We start from the raw sequence: 20,964 nt of genomic DNA on the forward strand, positions 1-20,964 counted from the left end.
CGGGCGAAAACAGCGATTATGGGCGAAAGGACACGATAGACAAAACCCTTTCAGCCCGTGAGCAAAAGGCTATGCTCGCAGAATGATCCTCTTCCCCGACTTGCTCAACCTGCCCCGCCAGTTACGTCACCCCGAGGTGCGTGATCTGGCGTGGGTGATTCTGGCCCCGCCCATGCTCAGCCAAACGCCCTGGCCTCAGCGCCACCCGTTGACCGGTAGCGACTGGGTCCAGGCGCCACATTGGCTGGAAAACTGGCTGCGCGACCTTGACCGGCACAGCGAGCCATTGCAGCAGTGGCTGGCGCTGGCCACCACCCGCAGGCTGGGGCGTTACTACGAGCGGCTGTGGCAGTTCGCCATAACCCACGCCCCCGGTGTCGAGCTGGTGGCCGCCAACCTGCCCATTCGCGTGGGCGGGCATACGCTGGGCGAGCTGGACATGCTGATACGTGACCGTGACGGCGCGCATCATCTGGAACTGGCGATCAAACTTTACCTCGGCCCGCCACACGGCGACGGGCACGACCCGGCGCTCTGGCTGGGGCCGGGCAGCAATGACCGGCTGGACCGCAAGCTCACGCATTTCAGTCAGCATCAGTTACCGATGTCCAGCCGCCCAGAATGCCGCGAGATTCTGGCCGCCCTGGACATTCAGCATGTCAGTGCGCACCTGTGGCTGGGCGGTTACCTGCTGTATCCGTGGCCCGGTGAAGCGCAGCCTCCGGCCGGCGCGCATCCGCTGCATTTACGCGGCCGCTGGCTGCACCAGCGCGACTGGCCCGCGTTTGTCCGCCAAAGGCCCGCCGGGTGCTGGCAGCCCTTGCCGCGGCATGCCTGGCTTGCACCTGCGCACTATGGGCCAGACGGGCTTTGGGGGGACGCGCAATTGCAGGTCTGGCTGGCCGAACTGCACCCGCAGGCTCCCGCGCAGCTGTTGGTGCGCCTGACGCCCACGCCCGACGGTGATTGGGAAGAAGCCGAGCGCCTGTTTCTGGTCTCGGATCTATGGCCGCATGTGCCAGGCAACCCTGAAAACTGATGCATCTCAGCGCAAATGTACGCAAACGTATTACTGTAAAGGAACTCCGTCATACAAGAGCGGAGGCTCAAGACCTGAACCGTGAGGAACACCCATGTCCTGGAAAAGCTCCACCGACCGTTACAGTCGTATGTCCATCGCCCTGCATTGGGTGATGGTGCTGCTGTTTGTACTGATTTACGCCGCCATTGAATTTCGCGGGATTTTCCCGAAAGACAGCGACGGTCGCAACTTGATGAAAGATGCCCACTTCATGCTCGGCCTGACCGTGTTTGCGCTGGTGTGGCTACGGTTGCTGGCACGTACCCTGGGCGTGGCGCCAAAGATCACCCCGCCCCCGCCCGCCTGGCAAACCGCTTTGGCGACGCTGGTGCACTGGGCCTTGTACGTGTTCATGATCGCCATGCCGGTGATGGGTTATCTGGTGCTCAGTTACAACGACAAGTCCGTGTTCTTTTACGGATTCGACCTGCCACCCCTGACCCTCAAGGACGTGGACACCGCCAAACAGATCAAGGGCTGGCATGAGCTGGGCGGCACCCTCGGCTACTGGCTGATCGGCCTGCACGCGCTGGCCGGGCTGTTTCATCATTACGTGATGAAAGACAACACGCTGTTGCGCATGCTGCCTAAACGCAACTAAACAGCTGGCGCAAACCCCCGGCGGCCCTGCAAGCCGCCGGTGTGCACAAACACCACCCGCATGCCTCGCCTCACATGCCCCGCGTCCACTGCCTCTTTGAGCGCCAGCAACGCCTTGCCGGTGTACAGCGGCTCCAAAGGCACGCCACTGTCCAACTCGCTGCGCCGAATAAACGCCATCAGCGCCTCATCGACCCGCGCGAAACCGCCACGACTGGCCTCGATCAACTGATAGTCACCCACAGGGCTGCCCGCCTGCTGCAACAGGGCGCGCACCGTGGGCGCCACCCCGTGGTCTTCGGGTACCGCCATGGCGCCATAGACCCTGCGCTGCCCGGCTTCAGCCAGCACCAGACCGGCCAGCGTGGTGCCCGTCCCCGCGGCCAGCCACCACGCGTCGTAATCCGCCCAGCCAAGCGCGGCCACTTGCTCACGCACCTGCTTGACCAATGGTGAACAGCCCTGCGCGCCCGCCAAACTGGCGCCGCCCTCGGGCACGGCCTGCAACTGCGGGTACTGCGCTTGCCACGGCCGCCAGAAATCAGGCGCATGCCGGGCACGATAACCGGCAAACCCCAGCCAATGCAGGTGCATGCCGAAGTCTTGCAGATCACGGGTGGTGGGGGTTTCTTGAGGGTGCCCGCGCAGCAGGCCGACGGTGGTAAAACCAAAGCGTTTGCCCGCCGCCGCCAAGGCGTGCAGATGATTGGAGTGAGCGCCGCCCAGGCTGATCAACCCGTGAGCCCCCGCTGCATGGGCCGCGCGCAGCGGCTGATGGAGCTTGAACCACTTGTTGCCACTGACCAGCGGGTCGATCAGGTCCAGACGCAAGACAGCAACCTCAACCCCGGCCTTCGCCAGCCAGTCGAGGTGCAAAGGCTGCAAGGGCGCATAGGGCTCCCAATCAATCAACGGCACACGCACGGCACACTCCGCTCAAAAATGAACGGAGTTTAAACTATCGGCTTTTTGATGGCCGCTACCGCCGCGCTTACAACTCGGCCGCCAGACGCGAGCCCTGATTGATCGCGCGCTTGGCATCCAGCTCGGCCGCCACATCCGCGCCGCCAATCAGGTGCACAGACTGCCCGGCCGCCTCGAGCCCGGCCTGCAAGTCACGCAGCGGGTCTTGCCCGGCGCAGATCACGATGTTGTCCACGGCCAGCAATTGCGGCTCGCCGTCGCCGATGCGGATATGCAGCCCGTCGTCGTCAATGCTCAGGTATTCAACGCTGTTAAGCATTTGCACGCGCTTGTTTTTAAGCCCGGTGCGGTGGATCCAGCCGGTGGTTTTACCCAGCCCGTCGCCCACCTTGGTTTTCTTGCGTTGCAACAGGAAGACCTGACGCGCAGGCGCCTCAACCTGAGGGGTGATACCGGCCACACCGCCGCGGGCTTCAAGGCGTGTGTCGATGCCCCACTCCTTCCAGAACGCCTCGCGGTCCAGACTGGTGGACACGCCCTGATGCACCAGAAACTCCGACACGTCGAAGCCGATCCCGCCCGCGCCGATCACCGCCACGCTGGCACCCACTGGTTTGCGCCCAAGGATCACGTCCAGATAACTCAGGACTTTAGGGTGATCTACGCCCGGAATATCGGGGGTGCGCGGCGCAATACCGGTGGCCAGAATGATGTCGTCAAACCCGCCCGCTACCAACTGTTCAACCCCCACGCGGGTGTTGAGGCACACCTCGACCCCGGTGGTCTGCAGCAAACGTTTGAAGTAGCGCAGGGTCTCGACGAACTCTTCCTTGCCCGGCACGCGCTTGGCCACGTTGAACTGGCCGCCGATCTCGCTGGCCGAATCGAACAGCGTCACCTGATGCCCGCGCCCGGCCGCGACAGTCGCCGCCGACAACCCGGCTGGCCCGGCACCGACCACGGCGATTTTTTTCACATGGGTGACAGGCAGGTAGTTGAGTTCGGTCTCGTGACAGGCGCGCGGGTTGACCAGGCAACTGGTGAGCTTGCCGCCAAAGGTGTGATCCAGGCATGCCTGGTTGCAACCGATGCAGGTATTGATTTCATCACTGCGCCCGGCAGCGGCTTTGTTGACGAACTCGGGGTCGGCCAAAAACGGTCGCGCCATGGACACCATGTCGGCATCGCCCTCGGCCAGAATCTGTTCAGCAATGTCGGGGGTGTTGATGCGGTTGGTGGTAATCAGCGGCACCGTGACCGCACCGCGTAATTTGGCCGTGACTTTGCTGAACGCACCGCGCGGCACTTTGGTGGCGATGGTCGGGATGCGCGCCTCGTGCCAGCCGATACCGGTGTTGATCAGGGTCGCACCGGCCTGCTCGACGGCCTGCGCCAGTTGCACGATTTCGTCCCAGACACTGCCGCCTTCCACCAGGTCCAGCATCGATAGGCGATAAATGATGATGAAATTCGGCCCGACCGCTTCGCGCACCCGGCGCACGATTTCCACCGGCAGGCGCATGCGGTTTTCGTAGCTGCCGCCCCAACGGTCGGTGCGGTGGTTGGTGTGTGCCGCGAGAAACTGGTTAATGAAATAGCCTTCGGAGCCCATGATTTCGACGCCGTCGTACCCGGCGCTCTGGGCCAGACGGGCGCAGGTGACGAAATCGCTGATCTGCTTCTCGATCCCGGCTTCGTCCAGCTCTTTGGGTTTGAACGGGTTGATCGGCGCCTGAATCGCGCTCGGCGCAACCTGGCGCGGGCTGTAGGCATAACGCCCGGCGTGGAGGATCTGCAGGCAGATCTTGCCCCCGGCGTCGTGGACCGCGCGGGTCACAACCACATGCTTCTCGGCTTCTTGCGCAGTGCTGAGCTTGGCCGCGCCGCTGTACACGCCACCTTCATCGTTGGGGGCGATACCGCCGGTGACCATCAGGCCGACGCCGCCCCTGGCGCGTTCGGCAAAATAAGCGGCCATGCGCTCAAAGCCGCCGGGCTTTTCTTCAAGGCCGGTGTGCATCGAGCCCATCAGGGTGCGATTGCGCAACGTGGTGAAGCCCAGATCCAGCGGGGCCAGTAAATGCGGGTAGTGAGTGGCAGTCATCAGGTTGCTCCACAACAGGCTGATTCACGGAACGCGGGAAGCTCTGCGGCGCCCGTCGTTGAATGACAGGCACAGTAAAGCCCCGCCCGACCCCACTCAATGACCCAAAGTGACAAATTATTAACCCAATTGCGCAGCCCCTCTTGGCAAGTGCGCAGGCGCCACCTACCCTAGACGCCGAATCCCGCACTGGCTGTCTGCTCTATTTCTCATGCGTAAATTAATTGGCTGCACCTTACTGATCGCCGTTGCCGCCGCTGCAGGCGGGTACGCGTACTGGACCGAGCAACGCGACGTCGGCCATTACCTGTCCGACTTGCGGGTCGAACTGGCACTTAACGACGGCGTCGACACCGGGCGTGGCAACCTGCTGGGGATCGAGCCGTTGCTGTCGCCCCGCGATTATCAAAGCCTTGATCTCCTGCATCTGAAGCTGGCGACTTACTTGAACAAGGCCCGCGACGCTGGCTTGCTCAACGAGAAAACCATCGTGGTGATGCCCGAACACATTGGCTCATGGCTGATGTTTCGCGGTGAAAAAGACGAGCTGTATCAAGCCGCAAACCTGAATGAGGCCATGCACTGGCTGGCCATCAGCAACCCGCTGAGCTTTGCTCGCGCCTGGCTGGGGGCCGAAGGCGAAAGCCGCCTCAACGACGCCCACTTGCGCATGAAAGCCAACCCCATGGCCGCCGATTATCAGACCCTGTTCGGCGGGCTGGCCAAAGAATTTGGTATCACCCTGGTGGCAGGCAGCATCGCCCTGCCCGACCCCCGCATCGAGAACGGCACCCTGCAAGCGGGCACCGGCGCGCTGTACAACAGCAGCGTGGTGTTCGACCGCCATGGCACGCCGATAGGCAAGCCCCAGCGCCAGTTGCTGCCCACCTACGAAGAACAGAGCTACATCCAGCCCAGCCCGGACCACCAGTTGAACGTGGTGGACACCCCGGCCGGGCGGCTCGGGATTCTGGTGGGCAGCGACAGCTGGTACCCCGACAACTACCGGGTGCTGAACGAGCAACAGGCGCAATTGATCGCGGTGCCCGCTTTCGTGACCGGCAAAGACACGTGGGATAACCCGTGGGGCGGCTATAAAAGCGTGTCGACGCCCAGCGAAATCAGCCTCAAACCCGGCGAAGTCAGTGAGGGCGCGGCCTGGCATCGTCTGACCCTGATCAGCAGCGTGCCCACCAGCACCGCCGAAGCCGGGATCACGGTGTTTTCCCAAGGCCGGTTCTGGGACAAACACAGCGTCGGCCAGAGCTTTATCAGCCGCAACGGCATCACCAGCCCGGACAGGCCCGTCTCCACGGCACGTTTGCTCAACCTCTGGCTGTAGCCGATGAAGCCGTTGCCGATGCGTTTGGGGGATTTGTCGGTCGGTTTCGTGCAGCAGCTGGCGGATGCGGTGCGCAGCTGCGGTCATGACCCCCTGCCTTTGCTCGACCAGTACGGCCTTGATCCGGCGCGCTTGAGCCAGCCGATGGCGCGGCTCTCGATCCCGCGCTACATGCGCCTGGGGCATGCGGCGATTGCCTTGACCGGCGACCCCGCGCTGGGTTTGCGCATGGGGCAACTGAGCCGCCTGAGTCAGGCCGGGCTGGCCGGTGTCACGGCCGCGCAAGCCCCGACGGTACGGGAAGCAGCGCGCACCCTGATCCGCTTCGAGGCCCTGTACGGTTCCAACTACCGTGGCCAGTCGAGCCTGCACGAAGATGCCCAGGGCGCCTGGCTGCGCTTTTACTCCATCAGCCCGTACAACGCCTATAACCGCTTCGTGGTGGATTCGATCATCTCGGGCTGGCTGCATCAATTGTCCGCCGTGGCCGACCGCCCGTTGACCTGCGAACACATCGAGATCGAGTTCAGCGAACCTGAATACGCCGAGCAGTACAGCGTGCTGAGCCACAACCCGGTGCGCTTTCGGGCCGACACCAACCAGTTACGCCTCAATCACGCCACACTCGATCGGCGCAACCCGCAGCATTGCCCCAGCACCTGGGCGTACCTGCTGCAGTTGTGCGAGCGCGAACTGGAGCAACTGACCCGCACCCGCAGCCTGCGCGAGCGCATCACCCAGTTGTTGGGACCGCTGCTCAACGGTGGTCGGGAACCTGATCTGGAAGAAGTGGCCGCACGCCTAAAACTGCCAACCTGGACCCTGCGCCGCAAGCTGACGGAGGAAGGCACGCAGTTTCGCGCCATTCTCAATGACACACGCCGCGACCTCGCCATGACCTATATCCGGGACACCGAACTGGCCTTTGGCGAAATCGCGTATTTATTGGGGTTTGCCTCAGCCGAGGCGTTTCAGCGTGCCTTCAAGCGCTGGAACGCTGAAACACCCGGAGAGTTCCGCCGCCGCCAGCGCCAGTCGGCCTAAGGCGACCGTGCGCAATGCCGATCAAAGCTCGGTGGCGTCGTCGGCGGGCTCCAGCGGGTCCAGTTGGGACGCCTGATACTCCAGCAGTTCTTCCTGATAATCGTCCATGTCGGCATCCTTCTGTGTCTGTTGTCGTGTTCGTTCGAGCGTAAAGTGCCCGCATGAAGGAATCGTGACACCTTCGCAAACACTTTTATCGCTCAACCGTAAACGTAGCAGATCATTTCAGATTTAACGGCCCGATTTATTGCGCTGGAGCAGGTTCCGGGCTGACCGGTGGCGTGACGGGTGCGGGCTCTGTCACCGGGTGCGGCGTTTCAGGCACAGGCGCGTCCGGCGCCGGGGCCGCTGGTGCGGTCGGCGCGCTCACCTCAGGGGTGACAGGAACTTCAATCGGCGTGATGGGGGCTGCTTCTGCGGGTGGAACCACCGGCTGCGACCCTACGGGCTCGACCGCTGGCGGCGCGCTCACCGGCGTTACGGCGGGCGCGACGACGGCCGGGGTTTGAGGCGTCAGTGCCGCAGGTGCCGCGTCGACTTTGGCAGGCGCGGTCTCGGGCACCCCCAGATCAGCCTCGGGTTTTTCTTCGATATGCGCGGCTTTCTTCACCTCTTTGGGCAGAAAGACTTCTACCAGGGAGAAGAAACGGTCATAAAACTGCGCCGACGACACGGTTTCGCTGGCCACCTTAACCATCGAATCATCGGTTGAACCGATTGGCATCGACACCGAGCCCAACACCCCGACCCCCAGGCTGGCGGAGTTGTTGACCTTCTTCAGCGCATAACGGTCCTGCAAGGCATTGGCGAACATGGTGGAGTGATGCGCCGCCCCGCCGTCATCGGCACAGACCACGTTAAAGCTGATCTCCAGATGGCTTTCACCGGTTTGCTGGAAGCTTTTATGGCCGCTGATCATTTTCGGATCACGGCTGGTGATGATGTAACCCTGACTGAGCAAGGCGCGGCGTGCGGCCTCGCACGACGCCTTGTCGGCCACCGGGTAATTGCGCGAGAACGTGCCGGAGTCATCGAAGTTTTCATGCTCATAGATCGCGGTTTTCTGCGTCGAGCAACCTGCGAGGCCGCTCAGCACAAAGGCCACAACCGCGGTACGCAAGGGGAATGACATAGACATTGAACATCCTGAAGAGAACAGTACGGGCGAATGCGCGCAGTTTGATCGGATGACGTGTCCAGAACAAGTCGAAGATGCGGCCTGTGGTCGCTGGACAGGCCAATGACCACCGTACTCGCAGGCCGCGTTTCCCGCTTAATGGCTGAGCATGAAGGTGTGGTACTCAAGGTCATCCAGCGCCGTCGACAACTGCTGCAACGCCACCCATACGCACACCAGCAACGACAAGGTAAACCCGTAACCGAAGAAACTCGGGCCCAGGTACAGGCTGAGCAGGGTCAAAGCGCCGTTGAGCAGCACAAACATCACACACAGCTTGAGCACGATGGCCCGCTTGTCGAGGTAGAAAAACACGTTCAGCAGCGCCATGAACACCACCTGAATGCTCACCCCCACCAGATCGATGTAAAACAACGGCAAGTAGTAACTGGAAATCCCCAGCCATTGGAGCAGGTGCGGCGCAAACAGGAACAACAGCACCGCCGTCAGCCCCTGCACTTTGCAAATCTCCAGCAGCCCTTGCTGGATCGACAGCGTCATCTCTGTCTTGATCTGGCCGATATGCTGCAACGTCTCCCCTTCGCGGATCGCCCGGAACAGACGGTCGTACCACTGCGCAAAGTCGGTTTCGATACGGACCAGGAACACCGCCATGCCGGGGATGATCGCCAGGTACGCGAGGAAGATCGGCAAGTCGTACAGCACCGACGAGCGCATCGGGCCGATCACCGCGCTGGAGGTGGCCGGGTTGAACCAGAAGATGAACTTGTCGATCCAGATCCCCAGGTTGTAGCAGAGCCCAGTCAACAGCAGGCTGGTGAACACCTGACGGCGGTCCAGAAAGTCGAACGCCACCAGTGTATCGGCGCGGTATTCGCGCAGGATGTCGTAGAGGTACAGGAACAGCAGCGCACCGTGGCCGATCAACAGCGCCAGCAGCAAACCGTTGATCCCCATGAAGCTCAACAGCCAGGCACTCAGAACCATCAGCGCATAGCCCACCAGCATCACCAGCAAAATCCGGTTATAGGCCTTCATCCCCGACAGAAAGATGATCACCAGCCACAGGTTGCACAGGGTCACAAAATTGGCCAGCACCAGCAGCCGGTACATCAACGGCTCGTCAAACAGCGCCCACAGCAACAGCGCGCCCAGCCCCCCCGAACTCAGGGTGACGAGCAGCAGCACACCCACCAGATTGGGCAAGATCCGCGAGAATTTGCGTTCAAACAGCCGGTCGGAGACGAAACGGGTGAAAAACAGTTGCAGGCCGCCCGTGAGGATCAACGAGGTGGCCATCAGGTAAGTCACGGTGATCAGAAACTGCCGGACCAGCATTTCCGGCATCAACAACCCGAGGCTCAACACCCCCACCAGCATCACGCTGACAATCGACAGCACCCACGGCCCCGAGCTGATCAGCCCGGCGTATACATAGGCATGCAAGGTCGCGGTGTACGTGTCGCGCGACAGGATTTTGCGCAGTTCAAAACCGATGCCAGCCATTTACACCGCCTCCATGGCTGCGCGGTACAGGGTGCGATAACGCTCGAACATCAGATTTTCTCCGTAATAACGATGCACCCGTTGCAAACCACTGGCTTGCGCGGCCTGCCAGCGTTGCGGGTCGCGCAGCAGACCGAGAATGGCGCGGGAAGTGGCCTGCGGATCGGCAATCGCCACCACTTCCCCGGCCAGCCCCAGGTCGCGGTCTTGGGCAATGCCGCCTTCGATCAACTCACGGCACGAGCCCACGTCGCTGGAGACCACGGGAATCCCCGCCGCCCAGGCTTCCAGAATGACCAGTGGCTGGGCCTCACTGATGGAGGTCAGCACCATCAACCCCAATTGCGGCAGGATGTTTTGAATGCTCTGGAAACCCAGAAACAGCACGTTGTCTTCCAGCCCCAGGCTGGCCACCAGGCTGCGGCACTCGCTGACGTAAGCCGGGTCTTCCTCTTCGGGGCCGACAATCCAGCCCTGCACGTGCGGCATGGCGCTGACCACGCCGCGCAGGGCGCGGATAAAGGTTTTCACGTCCTTAATCGGCACCACGCGACCAATCAGCCCCACCACCGGCAAGATGCCGTCGGGGCGGGCCTGCAACGCGGCCGTCCATTTCGGCAAGTCGATGCCGTTAGGGATCACTTGAGTGCGCGCCGCATCCGCGCCGTCCTTGATCTGCCGCTGACGGTTGCCGTCATACAAGGCGATGATGGTGTCGGCGTGGTCGTACACCAACCGCCCGATGCGTTCAAAGAAGCGGATCCACAGGGTGCGCATGTAACCGGTGCCGGTGTCCAGGCTGCCATTGAGGGCCTGCTCGCTGCTTTCCGCGATCCAACTGGCCTGGGCCAGGTCGATTTTGCGTTCCTTGGTGTAAATGCCGTGTTCGCTGAGCAGGTAACGACAGCCCCAGCGCTGCTTGAGGATGCAGCCCACGAGCCCCGCATACCCGGTGGAAATCGCATGCAAAACCCGCGCCCTGGGCATGTCGCGGGCGGCCTCGGCCAGCATCAGCAAGGGCGACTGCATCGAGCGCACGGTCCAGAAATAATTGACGAACGACGGATCGCCACAGTGCTTGAGATAGCCCTCGCTCAGGGTGTGCCAACTGGCGCGGCTGCGCAGCACGTCCGCCAGGCTGAGGCGATCCTGGGCCAAAGCGTCGAGGAGCTGTTGGCCCTGCGCCACACTGGGCGCGTCCGGGTGGTGCAAAAATCGGTACAGGTTGGCCAGTTCCGGGGCAATGGCCTGCTCACTGGTGGTGCCCGACGAGCAACCTTGCCACGCATCTTCAAGGAACACCTCCTGGATGTGCACCACGTTCGGCGGGATGTCGTAGTTGCGGCGGCTATAGGCGTTACGTTGCCCGCCGATGAACAGCACCGAAAACGTGACTTCGGGCAATCCCAGCAGCATCTGGTGAATCCAGCTCGAGACCCCGCCGCGTACGTACGGCCAGGTGCCTTCCAGCAACAGGCAAACATCCGCCATTGGCGCATCATGTGGGGGTGTGTTCATAACCAGCACCTAGCGAGGTCGGCAAAGGGGGGGCGACGCAACAGGTCGGCGGGCAAGGCCGCCAGCAAAGACGGAATTTGCGCGTAATGCCCGGCCCTGAAGGCAATTTCAGCGTGAAACGGAATCAACAGCGAGGCGTCGATACCGGCCTGTTCGGCGGCGTCCAGATGCGTCAGCGCACTGTCCAGCGCATCCATTTCCAGCGCAATACGCCCTGCCAGCAGGTGCAACTCGCCGCCCTCACCTGCGCGCAAGCCTTGCTCGGCATGTTCGCGCGCCTGATTGAGCACGTGTTCGAGCACACTGCCTTGGGCCAGCCCCAGGTAGGCCAGCTCCCAGTACCAGCGCGCCAGTGTCGCGTGCAAGGCCGCCCGGGCTGGCGGTTTGGCGAAGGGCAGCTGTTTGAGGTCGGCCTGGATGCGCTGGTTGATGTCGTTTTCCTGCTTGTCGAGCATCGAATACGCCAGCAAACGCACGTCATCACTGGGGTCGGCCAAGGCCAGTTTGAGGATCGGGATCGCGTCTCTGCCCGGCATGCGCCGCGTGCTCAGCAGCGCCGACAGGCGCAGATCCGGGTCGGGTGCGTGACGCAGGACGTCCTGCAAACCGCCATCGCGAAACATCGGCGAATGCAGCGGCTGCGACCGGAACGGCAACTTCGGGATGCCCAGCGCCTGCCAGGCTTGCTGTTCACGAGGGCGCGGCCAATACAGCGCCGGGAAGATCACACACGCGACGCCCAAGGCGCCGACCACCGGGATAAAAAACACCAGTGAAAACAAAAACAGCGGGCTCCAGGGCATGGGCTGGCGATAGCGCGCGGGCAGCAGCATCCAGACCCCGGCGCACAGCATGCCACTGGCCATCCCATGGGCGATCACATACAGCACGAACGCCTGCCCCGGCGGCAGGTCGACCCAGAGGCTGGACCAACTGCTCGCCTCCAGCATTACCCCAAGGCTAAATAGCCACTTGCTGATCATTCAGGCCACACTCGTTGTACAGGAAGTTACGCAAGCCGCCGCGCTCGCACGCGGGCTCCAGGGTGTACGCGAATGTGCGCACGCCCAGGCTTTGCAAGGTGTGTTGCTGGCCGAAATGCTCGTGCACCAACGTGTTCAGACGCGTCAGGTAACCTTCGGCGCCCTCGGCACTGGTCAGCGGTAACAGCACCAGCAGCCCATCATGGTCGCGCTGGTTGCGCATGTTCAGTTGCAGGTCGAGCCCGCGCTGGCTGCGTTCAAACAGGCTGAGCAATGGCGGGTTGGGTTCGGTCAGCTCGAAGAAGAACAGGCACGCTGACAAGTCGTGCTGTTGCACATCGATCAAGGATCGCTTGAGTTGCTGGGCAAAATGTTGCGCGTCAGCATCCGGCAGTTGCAGGCTGAGGTGGTCACTGCTCAGCAAGTCAGCGATATGCCCGGCCAGCAATGCGAGCAAACTCAGGGTGCGCTCCTGAAACGCGAAGAACGGCATCTGGCGCACGGCCAGAATCGCCAGCACTCGCCCCTCGGTGTCCATCAGCGGCACGCAAACCTGCAACGACGAAAAATCACTCTGCTCGCCGTTGTCAGTCAGGTTGCTGCGCACACTGACCAACTCGTTGCGTTCAAGGCACAAGGTAATCAGCGGGTCGTGCACCGACAGCGGGCCCATCACACCGAGGGTGGCCAAGGGCTCATCTTGAACCCGGCGTTGCGCATCCACCGGGTACAGGCCCGCCACCCGCAACGAACCGTACTGACCCAGGATCGCCACAATCGGTTCGGCCAGGGCCACCAGCGGTTGCGGGGTGCCTTGCAGCGTGCGCAACCGTTCGCGCAAGCCCAGCAATGAGCTGCGCAGGCTTTGATCGCTGCCCGCGACCCGCTGCTCCAGCCGGTCATGGGAAACCCGCAACACCTGATGGTGCCGGGTGAACTCGTCGAGGCGGTACTGGCGATAATTGTTGGCCATCTGCAAACGCTGCAAACGCCGGTCCCACAAGTCGCGCACTTCGCCCACCACCATGGTGCAGACCAAAATGCCAACGATGAATGAAGGCGAAATCTCGGCGTACAGCGGCCACCCCTGTTGGCGCAAGACGAAAAACGCCATCACGATCAGGCACGCGCTGCTGACCCCTCGCACAAACCCGTAGCGCACGCTGATCAACAGCGGCGCCAGCAGGGGCCAAGGGAACTCGCCACGCACTTGCAGCGGATCGTCGGGGGTCAGCCACAAGCCAAGGCCGAGCGCCAGCGCGGTGATGACCAGCGTCTCAAGCCAAGAGCCGAAGCCCTGAGTTCTTGGCGCCAGGCTGAAATCCATATGGGGGGAATTCATCTCAGTTACTCGATCCGAAGGCCGCCGACCAGTTTGTTCAGCACTTTCTGCGCAGAACCGGCCAGGCTTTCACGTGACCAACCGGCGCGCGCACCACTTTCGCTCCACAGCACACGGCCGGTGGCCGGTTCGATGACCCGCAGGCTGATCCCCACCGCCGGTTCGCCATCCAGACCGTTCTTGTACTGCCACTCTTCGACGCTGCCCGCCACCACGTAATCGAGCTTCTGCTGACGCGCCCAGTCCATGGCGCCGCTCAAGCGCTCGTTGTCGTCCAGCAGGGCTTGCTCGCCCTGCTCGCCCACCGGGTACATCTGGGGGTGCAAGCCTTTGCTGCTCAACACGCTGAGCAGGATTTGCTCGCTGCGTTCACCCGCCTGCGGGGTTTGCGAATAGTTGACCAGCGGCACCACACCCCACTGGGCACTGCGGGACAAGGTCGGGCTGTTTTTACCGGTGAAGCTACTGCACCCGGCGATGAGCAACACGCTCATGACCAGCGTCAGGTTTCGGATTGTTTGCATCGTATTTCTCCACATCATCATTGATAGATCAGCGCCCAAACCGCAGGCCATAGCTCACGCCCAACGTGCCACCGGCACCCGCGCCGCCCTGAGGCGAAGACTGGTAACCGAACGTGAATGCCAGTTCGTCATCGCCCAGCACCTCCATGCCCAGGCCCGTGTCCACGCCCCAGTTGAAGGTTTTGTCGACCCACTGCCAGCCCGCCGTCACGTCCACCAGCCAGGTGTATTGCGCCTTGGTGCGGTTTAACGCTCCCGGCATGCCACGCCGCCATGAACTGCCGACATACACCTGGCCATAACGCGCTTGCAGCAAGTCACGGGCCGTGAGCGGCGACGTAACGTCCACGGCGCGCGCGCCAATCACCTGGCCCTCGTCATCTTCGATGGGCTCTGGCTCGTAGATCGGTTTGAGGAAGGCCGTGAGGTCGTTCAGCTCACCGCTTTTGAGGGCATTGCGCTGATAATCGGCACCGGCACGCACCACCCAGTTGGGGCCTTCGAATTCCAGGGTATGGGCCAGTTCCAGCTTGGCCTCCTGCCCGGAGCCCAGCGCATCGCCTGTACGGGTCGAAAAGCGGTTATGCGACAGCGCCCAACTCAATTGGTCCCGCGCCGAAAAACCGTGCTGACCTTTGACCCACACCCCGTCGTGCTGACCGAAGGCGCGCATCAGTCCGGTTTCGTCGCTCTGGCGATGCCAGTCGAGGCCGGTTTCGATCTCATCGGTTGCACTCAATTGCCACGCGCGGCTCAGGCCAACGCCGTTGCGGTCGTGATCCTTGCGGGTGCTGAGGTCGGCAATCAGGCTGTAACTGCCGTCACTCAGTTGACGGCGCAAGGTGAGCAGCGCGTTGCGCTCCTGACCCAACTCGCCATCGCGCAGTTGATCGCTGTCATAGCGCCCCTGGCCCAGCACCAGGCTGGCGTACCAGTCGTCATTGAGGTGGCGCGCGACCGTCAGTTGCGGACCGGCAATGTCCAGCCCGCCAAAATCCTTGCCCTGCCAGCTCAACTGAATGCCTTGCGGCGTGCGGTCAAGAATCTCGACGGCCTGACGCCGCAATTGCTCGCGAATCAGGGCCGACTGCTCGTCCCCCAAGGCCGACAACCCCACGCTCAGGGCGTGACCGTCATGGCCCAGTTGACTGAGGGCCTCGACTTGTTGCGCCGGGTCCAGTTCGCCGCTGGCCAGCAGTTGCTTGAGCATGTCGCGATTGCGGTCACGCAGCGCTTGCTGGATCAGTTCAAAGCGGTCGACTTTCAGGCCCTGGCTGCGCGCCCAGGCCAGCCAGTCATTTTTCTGGGCCGATTGATTGGTTTCGTCCAGCCGCGCCAGCAGGCGCTCGAACCACAGTTGCAACATGGCCGGCGAGCCGTCCTGCCATTGCAACGCCTTGTTCTGGGCCAAACGCGCCGAATAGCTGCTGGCCAACAGGCGCAGCCACATCGAATAACGTTGAGAGGCTTCAAGCCCCGGTTGCAGGTCCACGGTCCGGGTCAACTGCAAGCGCAAACGCTGCGCGGCTGCCAACGCGCCGGACGCTTCCAGCGCATCGGCATAACCGGCCTGCACCAGCCAATCCTGTGGGTTGGCCTTGAGGTACAGGCGATACCAGGCCAGCGACTCGCGGGTGCGCCCAACCATCTGGCTGGCACTGGCAAATGGCAACCACAGCAGGTTGTCGTTACGCGCCCGCGCCCGCCATTTTTGCAGCAATGGGCCAATCTCAGCCGTGCGGCCCTGATCGATGTACAGCCACAGCAAGCGCTCGCGAAACAGGTTGTCATCGTCGTAACGCGCCAACCCCTGCTTGAGCAGGTGCTCAGCCTCGGCGAAGCGTTGCTCGTGTACGGCCAACGCCGCGCGGGCCGCCAGCACTTGTTCCTGATCGTTGGCCTGGGGCCATGCCTGCGCGCTGTCGAGTAATGCACTCACTTGAGCCCAGTCCTGCAGCTCCTGCGCCACTTGCAACGCCACCACCAGACGCTGCGGGTTATGGGTTTTGTTCCAGCTTGCAATCATCAGCGCCAGTGCCTTGTGCGGCGCACGCTTGCGGTACAGGTTGGCCAGTTGCTCCTCTTCGCCGTAATGCAGCGAGCCCTTGATGGCCAGCAGCCTTTCGAGGGCTGGCTGCAAGTCATCGTCGCGCTCCAACTCCCACGCCAATGCCGCGCGCAGCGCCCAATACTCGGGGTCTTCAATGCCCTGGTTATCGATGTCCAGCACCTGCCACGCCCCTTGGGTATCAAAAAACCTCAGGTGCGACCCGGCCCAGTCCACGCGCTCGGTGACGGTGATCGGAAAATGCTTTGCCATCGCCTGCATGACCACGGTCTTGGCCGGGTATTGCTCGGTGTTTTCCAGGTTCTGGCTCAGGCGCACCCAGGCCAGACGCTGCTCCGGGTATTTTTTTAAACTGGCACGCAGCACCGCCTCGGCCAGTTGCGGCGTGCCCCGCTGTTCGTGGGCAAACACCAGCGCATCCAGCTCGGGGCCGGTCAGGCTGCGTGTGTCCAGAAGGCGGGTGAGTAACGGGATGCCGTGGTCGAAATCAAACAACTGGATCGACAACCGCCATGCATGCTCATACGCCGCCGGGTCATCCTGCAGTTTGAGGTAGGCCATCCAGTAATCCAGCGCCTGATAGTTGTCGCCCTTCCACTCGCCCAGTCGGGCCATTTGCTGCAGGAACGCAGCATCGCCGGCTTCGATCTGCAACAGCTCTTGCCCCACACGCCAGGCGCCGTCCTGATCGCCAAACGCCAGGCGCAAGCGGAACTCCTTGCGCAACGCGGCAAGGTTGCCCGGCTGCAAGGTGCGCCACTGCTGGAGCAGCGCTTGCGCTTCCTGCAACTGGTCATGGGCGATGGCCGCTTCAACGCCTTGTTCCAGCCAATGCGGATCGCTGACCGGATCGTCGAGTTGCGCCACTTGTCGGCTTAACAGCGCCGCCGCTTCAGCCCCGCGGTCTGCCGCGATCAAAGCATCGAAGGCTTGGCGCAGGTAGTGTTTGTGCTGTGCGGGCGTACTGCTGGACGCTTCCAGTTGCAGGTACAGGTCGGCGGCACGGCCGGGTTGTTGACCCGCCATCGACCACTGCGCGGCACTGCTTAACCACGCCAGGCGCCTGGCCGGGTCTCGCTCGGCCAGCTCGGCATAGCACTGCCCCGCCAGGCCCGGCGCTTGCAGGACCAACAGCAAACGAGCCATCCGCTCCAGTGCCGCTATCGGCAACTGAGCACGATCCAGTGTGCTCAAGCGCTCGACCAACGCGGTGCGGGCGGCGTCATCGGCGTCCTTGGGCAACATCAGTTGATCGAGCTGCAACCCGTACAGGCGCGCCACGGTGGTATTGGGGTGCGGCCATTGGTTCAGGTGTTTGCGCGCTCTGGGGTACTCGCCCAGGGTAATCAGCAAGTCCAACAGCTTGATCCGCAACGCATCGTCTTGCGGGTGCGCGGTGAGCAACAGTTCCGCGTAGTTGGCCGAGACGGCGTCCGGCTGACGGTCATCCGGCAGGAACACGCTTTCCTGTTGAAAGGTCATCCACAGCAGTCCGCCGACCGCCACGGCCACCACCCCCAGCGCCCATGGATTGAGCAGGCGGGTTTTCTTACTGGCAGAGGAGTTGGGCATCACTCACCTGCTTCATCGGTAATGTGAAGAACCACAGGCCATTTTCCGCCCGGGGGGAATAGCGCTGCCCTTTGATCTCGACATGGCACGGCCCTGCGGCCCGCACTGAAAACTCAATGTCGAACTCACCGGCAAACGCGAACGTGATACGGCCGTCGTCCTCATATCGCCAGGCGCTGAGCGGCACGTTGGCCTCCTCCAATGCCGGGCGCGGGTCGCGATCCGGGCGCAGGGCCAGCAAGGCGCGATCACGGCTCAAATGCACGTATCGGCCTTGCGGCAGGTCGCGGACCCCGGCCACACCTTGAGAGCGGGTCATGTCGGGCCAGCCCATCTGCGGGTCGATGCGCACGGTGCGCAAGGCGTTCATGCCGAGTATTTGCCAGTCACCGTCGGCTGTGCGCGCCAGGCTCGATTCATACAGGCCGCGCACCCGTGGCAGGTAGTCGCTCATCCAAAGCGAGATCGGCTGTTGCTTGATCATGAAGGCGTAGATGTCATCCATGACCTTGATCGAGGCCTGCTTGGTGCCGGAATAAAAGTGGTAATACAGGTGCAGGCCGCGCAAACGGCGCGGTGAGTCGGTCAACTCGAACGTGTCGATGACGTCGCGAAAGCCGTAGAACGGGCCCTTCCATAAGTTGGTGTACATGTTTTCGTTAATGATCGGCGCATAAATCTGCAAGCCGCCTGCGGTGGGCCGCAACAGCGGCGAGAGCCCGGTCAGTGACGGGTTGGCGTGGGTGATGATGGTGGTGCCGCCGTTCACATTTTGCAGGCCCGCTTCATACGCGTATTGAAGGGTGGCTTCGTCGGGCAACGCATCGCCTGGCCAGAAAATCATCTTCACCGGCTTTTGCGCGGTGGTCAGGTTGTTGTTGATGTAATCGCGCGAACCAAACACTTCGCGACGAAAGTCGATTTTGTCGTACCCCGGGATTTTCATGTTCAGGCCATATTCGGGATGGAAGCCGTCTTCTTTCATGGCTTTTTCCGGCTGCATGAAGAACGGGTGGCTAAAGGTATGGGTGGCCACCTCGACCTTGGGGTCAGCAAAAATAGTCCGGGCGATGGGTTCCAGTTCTTTGGCCAGGAACGGGAACATGCCGCGTGGGGAGATCTCCCCTTCGATGATCGACACCGAGGTCAGGAACGGATGAGGCTTGATAAACAGGTCCAGCACCGACTGCCCTGCGTAGGGCGTGCCCCGGATCTCTGCGCGGGACGGAAAACCGTCACCGTCGATGTGAACCGTCGCAATGCGTCGGCCGTTTTCGGTGGTGGTGTCGGGGTGCGGTTGCAGTGGCAGGCGCAATGCGCGCTGAATGAACGCGAACGGATCGATGATCCAGCGGCTGGCTTCGCCATTGGACTCCACCAAATACGGCGCCATGACCATGCCGCCCCACTCGCCAATGGCGACCGGCGCAAATTCGTTGCCTTTGTCGTCGGCCAGTAACAGACCCGGCTTCGGGCCACCCGGCAAAATCGACAACGGCGTCAGTTCGCGGGTGCGCAGCCTTAAAGGCGCTTCGAAACTGCCGATCAACGACGCGTCTTGCGACAGCAACGTCAGCGAGGTCGGGGCACTCTGCACTGACTGGTGCAACCCGAGGCGCTTGAGCAGCACGGCGTTTTCAATCGGCATGCCGGCCAGAAACACCAGTGGCACGTCTTCATCCAGACGTTGGGTGATCCAGGCATTGAAATGCTGTGCATCCTGCGGTGGGCCGGTGTTCATCCAGCTCACCACCCCGGCATACACGCCCTTGAAACGATGGGCCGGCAGCGGTTTGTCGACCGGGAAGTAGTCAATCCGGTAGCCCAGGTATTCGAGCAGGCCACCGAGCATCACATGCCCGGCGTTAACCGTCAGATCCCCTTCACGCGGGTCATACAGCATGGCGATCCGGCGCGGCTGGACTTCAAGGGTGCTGACGCCCAGGTAGTCGAGTTCCGGGGTGGTCACGAACGGGATAAAGCCTTCATCGCGTAATTGACGGGCCAGTTTGCGTGCCTGCTCGCGCTGGCTCGGCGGCAGGTAATCAATGGCGACCAGCGGCATGCCTTTGTCGCGCAGCGGTTTGAGATGGGTCTCCAGCCACTCGCGGTCGGCTTGCGAGACAGGCCGATAGCGCTTGGCCCCGGCGTCCCAGCCTGCGTGTATCGACTCGACCGCCACGGCAGCGGCCACTCCGTCGAGTTCAGGCAACACTTCGAAACCGCGGTTAAAGAACAGCTTGAGCTTCGGTTCGCGGGCATGCAGTTCACGCAGAAAACTGGCCAGCGCAGTTTGCTGGCCGGGCCATTGCGATGGCGGCAGCAGTTGAAAGCTGTCCAGCGTGTCGAGAAACAGACCGGCATACCCTTGCGCTTGCAATTGATGAGCACGCTCGAACAGATGATTGCGCCATTGCGGTGATGTCAGGTCCATCACCTGACTGTTCCAGGCCTTGTTGCGCTTGGCACTGGCGCCTTTGTCCAGCCCGAGTTCAGTCAGGCTCCCACGGTCGCCATCGAACTCGCCTACAGAGAGATAGGCAAACGGCTGACTGCCTAGTTGGCGAATACGCGCGACGTCTGCGGTGGACACATGACCGGACTCAACGACCGCCCATTCAAACTGTGCCAGCTCCTGCAGCGGGGGATTTTCTGCGTACCAGAACGCCACGCTGCGGGGCGCGGGTTCAGCCGCTTGGCTGGCGGTGCCGGTGATGCACAGTGAAAACGCTGCAAACAGGCGTAAAGCGACGGTACACGCACGCCTCCTGCGAAACTTATGCTCCATAACGAACGTTTGACCTTAATGACCGAATCCAGGGCAGTTATTGCAGTGCGGTCACCTCGGCATTCTCAAGGCGATCATGCGTCCTAGGCGGATTGAACACGGGAATAGCCCTGGCGACGGCGTTGCCGACGCAATGAGGTATGGCCCCTGAGCAGTCAATCGGACACAGCACTGCGCACCAATTGCGGGCAATCCTATGGATCCAAAATTCGGAGATCCAATTGGTTTTTTTATATCAAACCGGAATAAACGCCGTTTTTTTGACGACTTTAGCGCGAACTAGAAAATCCAACTGGATTCGCTGGAAAATTGACACGTCCGGGAAAGTAGCTGATTAGACGCTTGCCATTCGATCGAATAGGGAAAAAGAGGCCATTCAGCTTGTTTGACTGGGATCCATGCCGGATACGCTGCACAGGGGAAGGGAAAT

Annotated in this window: 15 protein-coding genes; 4 read left to right on the forward strand and 11 right to left on the reverse strand. The window is 62.0% G+C overall.

The annotated features are described in order from the left end of the window. Window positions 1-82: 82 nt before the first annotated feature. Window positions 83-1,039 (forward strand): DUF1853 family protein, encoded by a 957-nt coding sequence (locus tag BKD70_RS19165; protein ID WP_047275520.1) that lies wholly within the window; start codon window positions 83-85, stop codon window positions 1,037-1,039. 94 nt (window positions 1,040-1,133) lie between these two features. Beyond that, on the forward strand, window positions 1,134-1,682 hold the full coding sequence (locus BKD70_RS19170) for a cytochrome b (RefSeq protein ID WP_047275522.1): 549 nt from the start codon (window positions 1,134-1,136) through the stop codon (window positions 1,680-1,682). Here the strand turns inward: BKD70_RS19170 and BKD70_RS19175 are convergent. Beyond that, entirely contained in the window at window positions 1,679-2,605 is a 927-nt protein-coding gene (locus BKD70_RS19175; RefSeq protein WP_047275524.1) for a 1-aminocyclopropane-1-carboxylate deaminase/D-cysteine desulfhydrase, read from the reverse strand. The two genes, BKD70_RS19170 and BKD70_RS19175, sit on opposite strands and share 4 nt — an antisense overlap. Before the next feature lie 67 nt (window positions 2,606-2,672). Next, window positions 2,673-4,709 carry an NADPH-dependent 2,4-dienoyl-CoA reductase gene (locus BKD70_RS19180; RefSeq protein WP_047275526.1) on the reverse strand — a complete coding sequence of 679 codons (2,037 nt, stop codon included), beginning with the start codon at window positions 4,707-4,709 and terminating at the stop codon, window positions 2,673-2,675. Window positions 4,710-4,920: 211 nt separating this feature from the next. On the opposite strand from BKD70_RS19180, the gene BKD70_RS19185 reads away from it, so the two are divergent. Continuing rightward, on the forward strand, window positions 4,921-6,051 hold the full coding sequence (locus tag BKD70_RS19185) for a carbon-nitrogen hydrolase family protein (RefSeq protein WP_047275528.1): 1,131 nt from the start codon (window positions 4,921-4,923) through the stop codon (window positions 6,049-6,051). Window positions 6,052-6,054: 3 nt separating this feature from the next. Further along, a complete protein-coding gene (locus tag BKD70_RS19190) occupies window positions 6,055-7,095 on the forward strand; it encodes an AraC family transcriptional regulator (RefSeq protein WP_047275530.1) in 1,041 nt (346 codons plus the stop codon). 21 nt (window positions 7,096-7,116) lie between these two features. On the opposite strand, the gene BKD70_RS24845 is transcribed toward BKD70_RS19190, so the two are convergent. From BKD70_RS24845 to BKD70_RS19230, 9 genes are all read right to left on the reverse strand, one after another. Further along, window positions 7,117-7,299, reverse strand: coding sequence for a hypothetical protein (locus tag BKD70_RS24845; RefSeq protein ID WP_139047512.1), 183 nt, complete (start codon window positions 7,297-7,299; stop codon window positions 7,117-7,119). Between the two features lie 40 nt (window positions 7,300-7,339). Then, a complete protein-coding gene (locus BKD70_RS19195; protein ID WP_047275532.1) occupies window positions 7,340-8,233 on the reverse strand; it encodes a DUF2242 domain-containing protein in 894 nt (297 codons plus the stop codon). 135 nt (window positions 8,234-8,368) lie between these two features. Continuing rightward, window positions 8,369-9,739, reverse strand: a complete 1,371-nt coding sequence (gene pelG, locus BKD70_RS19200) for an exopolysaccharide Pel transporter PelG (protein WP_047275534.1) — start codon at window positions 9,737-9,739, stop codon at window positions 8,369-8,371. Beyond that, the gene (gene pelF / locus BKD70_RS19205; protein ID WP_047275536.1) at window positions 9,740-11,257 is read right to left on the reverse strand and encodes a GT4 family glycosyltransferase PelF; all 1,518 of its coding nucleotides are present in this window, start codon (window positions 11,255-11,257) and stop codon (window positions 9,740-9,742) included. It lies immediately after the preceding gene. After that, the gene (locus BKD70_RS19210; RefSeq protein ID WP_047275538.1) at window positions 11,254-12,240 is read right to left on the reverse strand and encodes a HEAT repeat domain-containing protein; all 987 of its coding nucleotides are present in this window, start codon (window positions 12,238-12,240) and stop codon (window positions 11,254-11,256) included. The genes pelF and BKD70_RS19210 overlap by 4 nt, the downstream gene beginning before the upstream one ends. Then, a complete protein-coding gene (locus BKD70_RS19215) occupies window positions 12,218-13,582 on the reverse strand; it encodes a PelD GGDEF domain-containing protein (protein WP_047275539.1) in 1,365 nt (454 codons plus the stop codon). The genes BKD70_RS19210 and BKD70_RS19215 overlap by 23 nt, the downstream gene beginning before the upstream one ends. 5 nt (window positions 13,583-13,587) lie before the next feature. Continuing rightward, complete coding sequence (locus BKD70_RS19220) at window positions 13,588-14,106, reverse strand: hypothetical protein (protein ID WP_047275541.1); 519 nt, start codon at window positions 14,104-14,106, stop codon at window positions 13,588-13,590. 28 nt (window positions 14,107-14,134) lie between these two features. After that, window positions 14,135-17,746: a tetratricopeptide repeat protein gene (locus tag BKD70_RS19225; protein ID WP_047275543.1), complete on the reverse strand. Its 3,612-nt coding sequence runs from the start codon at window positions 17,744-17,746 to the stop codon at window positions 14,135-14,137. Further along, window positions 17,724-20,534, reverse strand: coding sequence for a bifunctional glycoside hydrolase 114/ polysaccharide deacetylase family protein (locus BKD70_RS19230; protein WP_047275545.1), 2,811 nt, complete (start codon window positions 20,532-20,534; stop codon window positions 17,724-17,726). The genes BKD70_RS19225 and BKD70_RS19230 overlap by 23 nt, the downstream gene beginning before the upstream one ends. Between the last annotated feature and the right edge of the window lie 430 nt (window positions 20,535-20,964).

It is taken from the genome of Pseudomonas sp. BS-2016, assembly GCF_001806145.1.
Lineage (GTDB): Bacteria > Pseudomonadota > Gammaproteobacteria > Pseudomonadales > Pseudomonadaceae > Aquipseudomonas > Aquipseudomonas lundensis.

What these genes read in the sequence shown, in the direction of transcription:
- BKD70_RS19165 (WP_047275520.1), top strand. Translation starts at nt 83, where the DNA reads ATGATCCTCTTCCCCGACTTGCTCAACCTGCCCCGCCAGTTACGTCAC.
- BKD70_RS19170 (WP_047275522.1), top strand. Translation starts at nt 1,134, where the DNA reads ATGTCCTGGAAAAGCTCCACCGACCGTTACAGTCGTATGTCCATCGCC.
- BKD70_RS19180 (WP_047275526.1), bottom strand. Translation starts at nt 4,709, where the DNA reads ATGACTGCCACTCACTACCCGCATTTACTGGCCCCGCTGGATCTGGGC.
- BKD70_RS19185 (WP_047275528.1), top strand. Translation starts at nt 4,921, where the DNA reads ATGCGTAAATTAATTGGCTGCACCTTACTGATCGCCGTTGCCGCCGCT.
- BKD70_RS19190 (WP_047275530.1), top strand. Translation starts at nt 6,055, where the DNA reads ATGAAGCCGTTGCCGATGCGTTTGGGGGATTTGTCGGTCGGTTTCGTG.
- BKD70_RS19195 (WP_047275532.1), bottom strand. Translation starts at nt 8,233, where the DNA reads ATGTCTATGTCATTCCCCTTGCGTACCGCGGTTGTGGCCTTTGTGCTG.
- pelG (WP_047275534.1), bottom strand. Translation starts at nt 9,739, where the DNA reads ATGGCTGGCATCGGTTTTGAACTGCGCAAAATCCTGTCGCGCGACACG.
- pelF (WP_047275536.1), bottom strand. Translation starts at nt 11,257, where the DNA reads ATGAACACACCCCCACATGATGCGCCAATGGCGGATGTTTGCCTGTTG.
- BKD70_RS19210 (WP_047275538.1), bottom strand. Translation starts at nt 12,240, where the DNA reads ATGATCAGCAAGTGGCTATTTAGCCTTGGGGTAATGCTGGAGGCGAGC.
- BKD70_RS19215 (WP_047275539.1), bottom strand. Translation starts at nt 13,582, where the DNA reads ATGAATTCCCCCCATATGGATTTCAGCCTGGCGCCAAGAACTCAGGGC.
- BKD70_RS19220 (WP_047275541.1), bottom strand. Translation starts at nt 14,106, where the DNA reads ATGCAAACAATCCGAAACCTGACGCTGGTCATGAGCGTGTTGCTCATC.
- BKD70_RS19225 (WP_047275543.1), bottom strand. Translation starts at nt 17,746, where the DNA reads ATGCCCAACTCCTCTGCCAGTAAGAAAACCCGCCTGCTCAATCCATGG.
- BKD70_RS19230 (WP_047275545.1), bottom strand. Translation starts at nt 20,534, where the DNA reads ATGGAGCATAAGTTTCGCAGGAGGCGTGCGTGTACCGTCGCTTTACGC.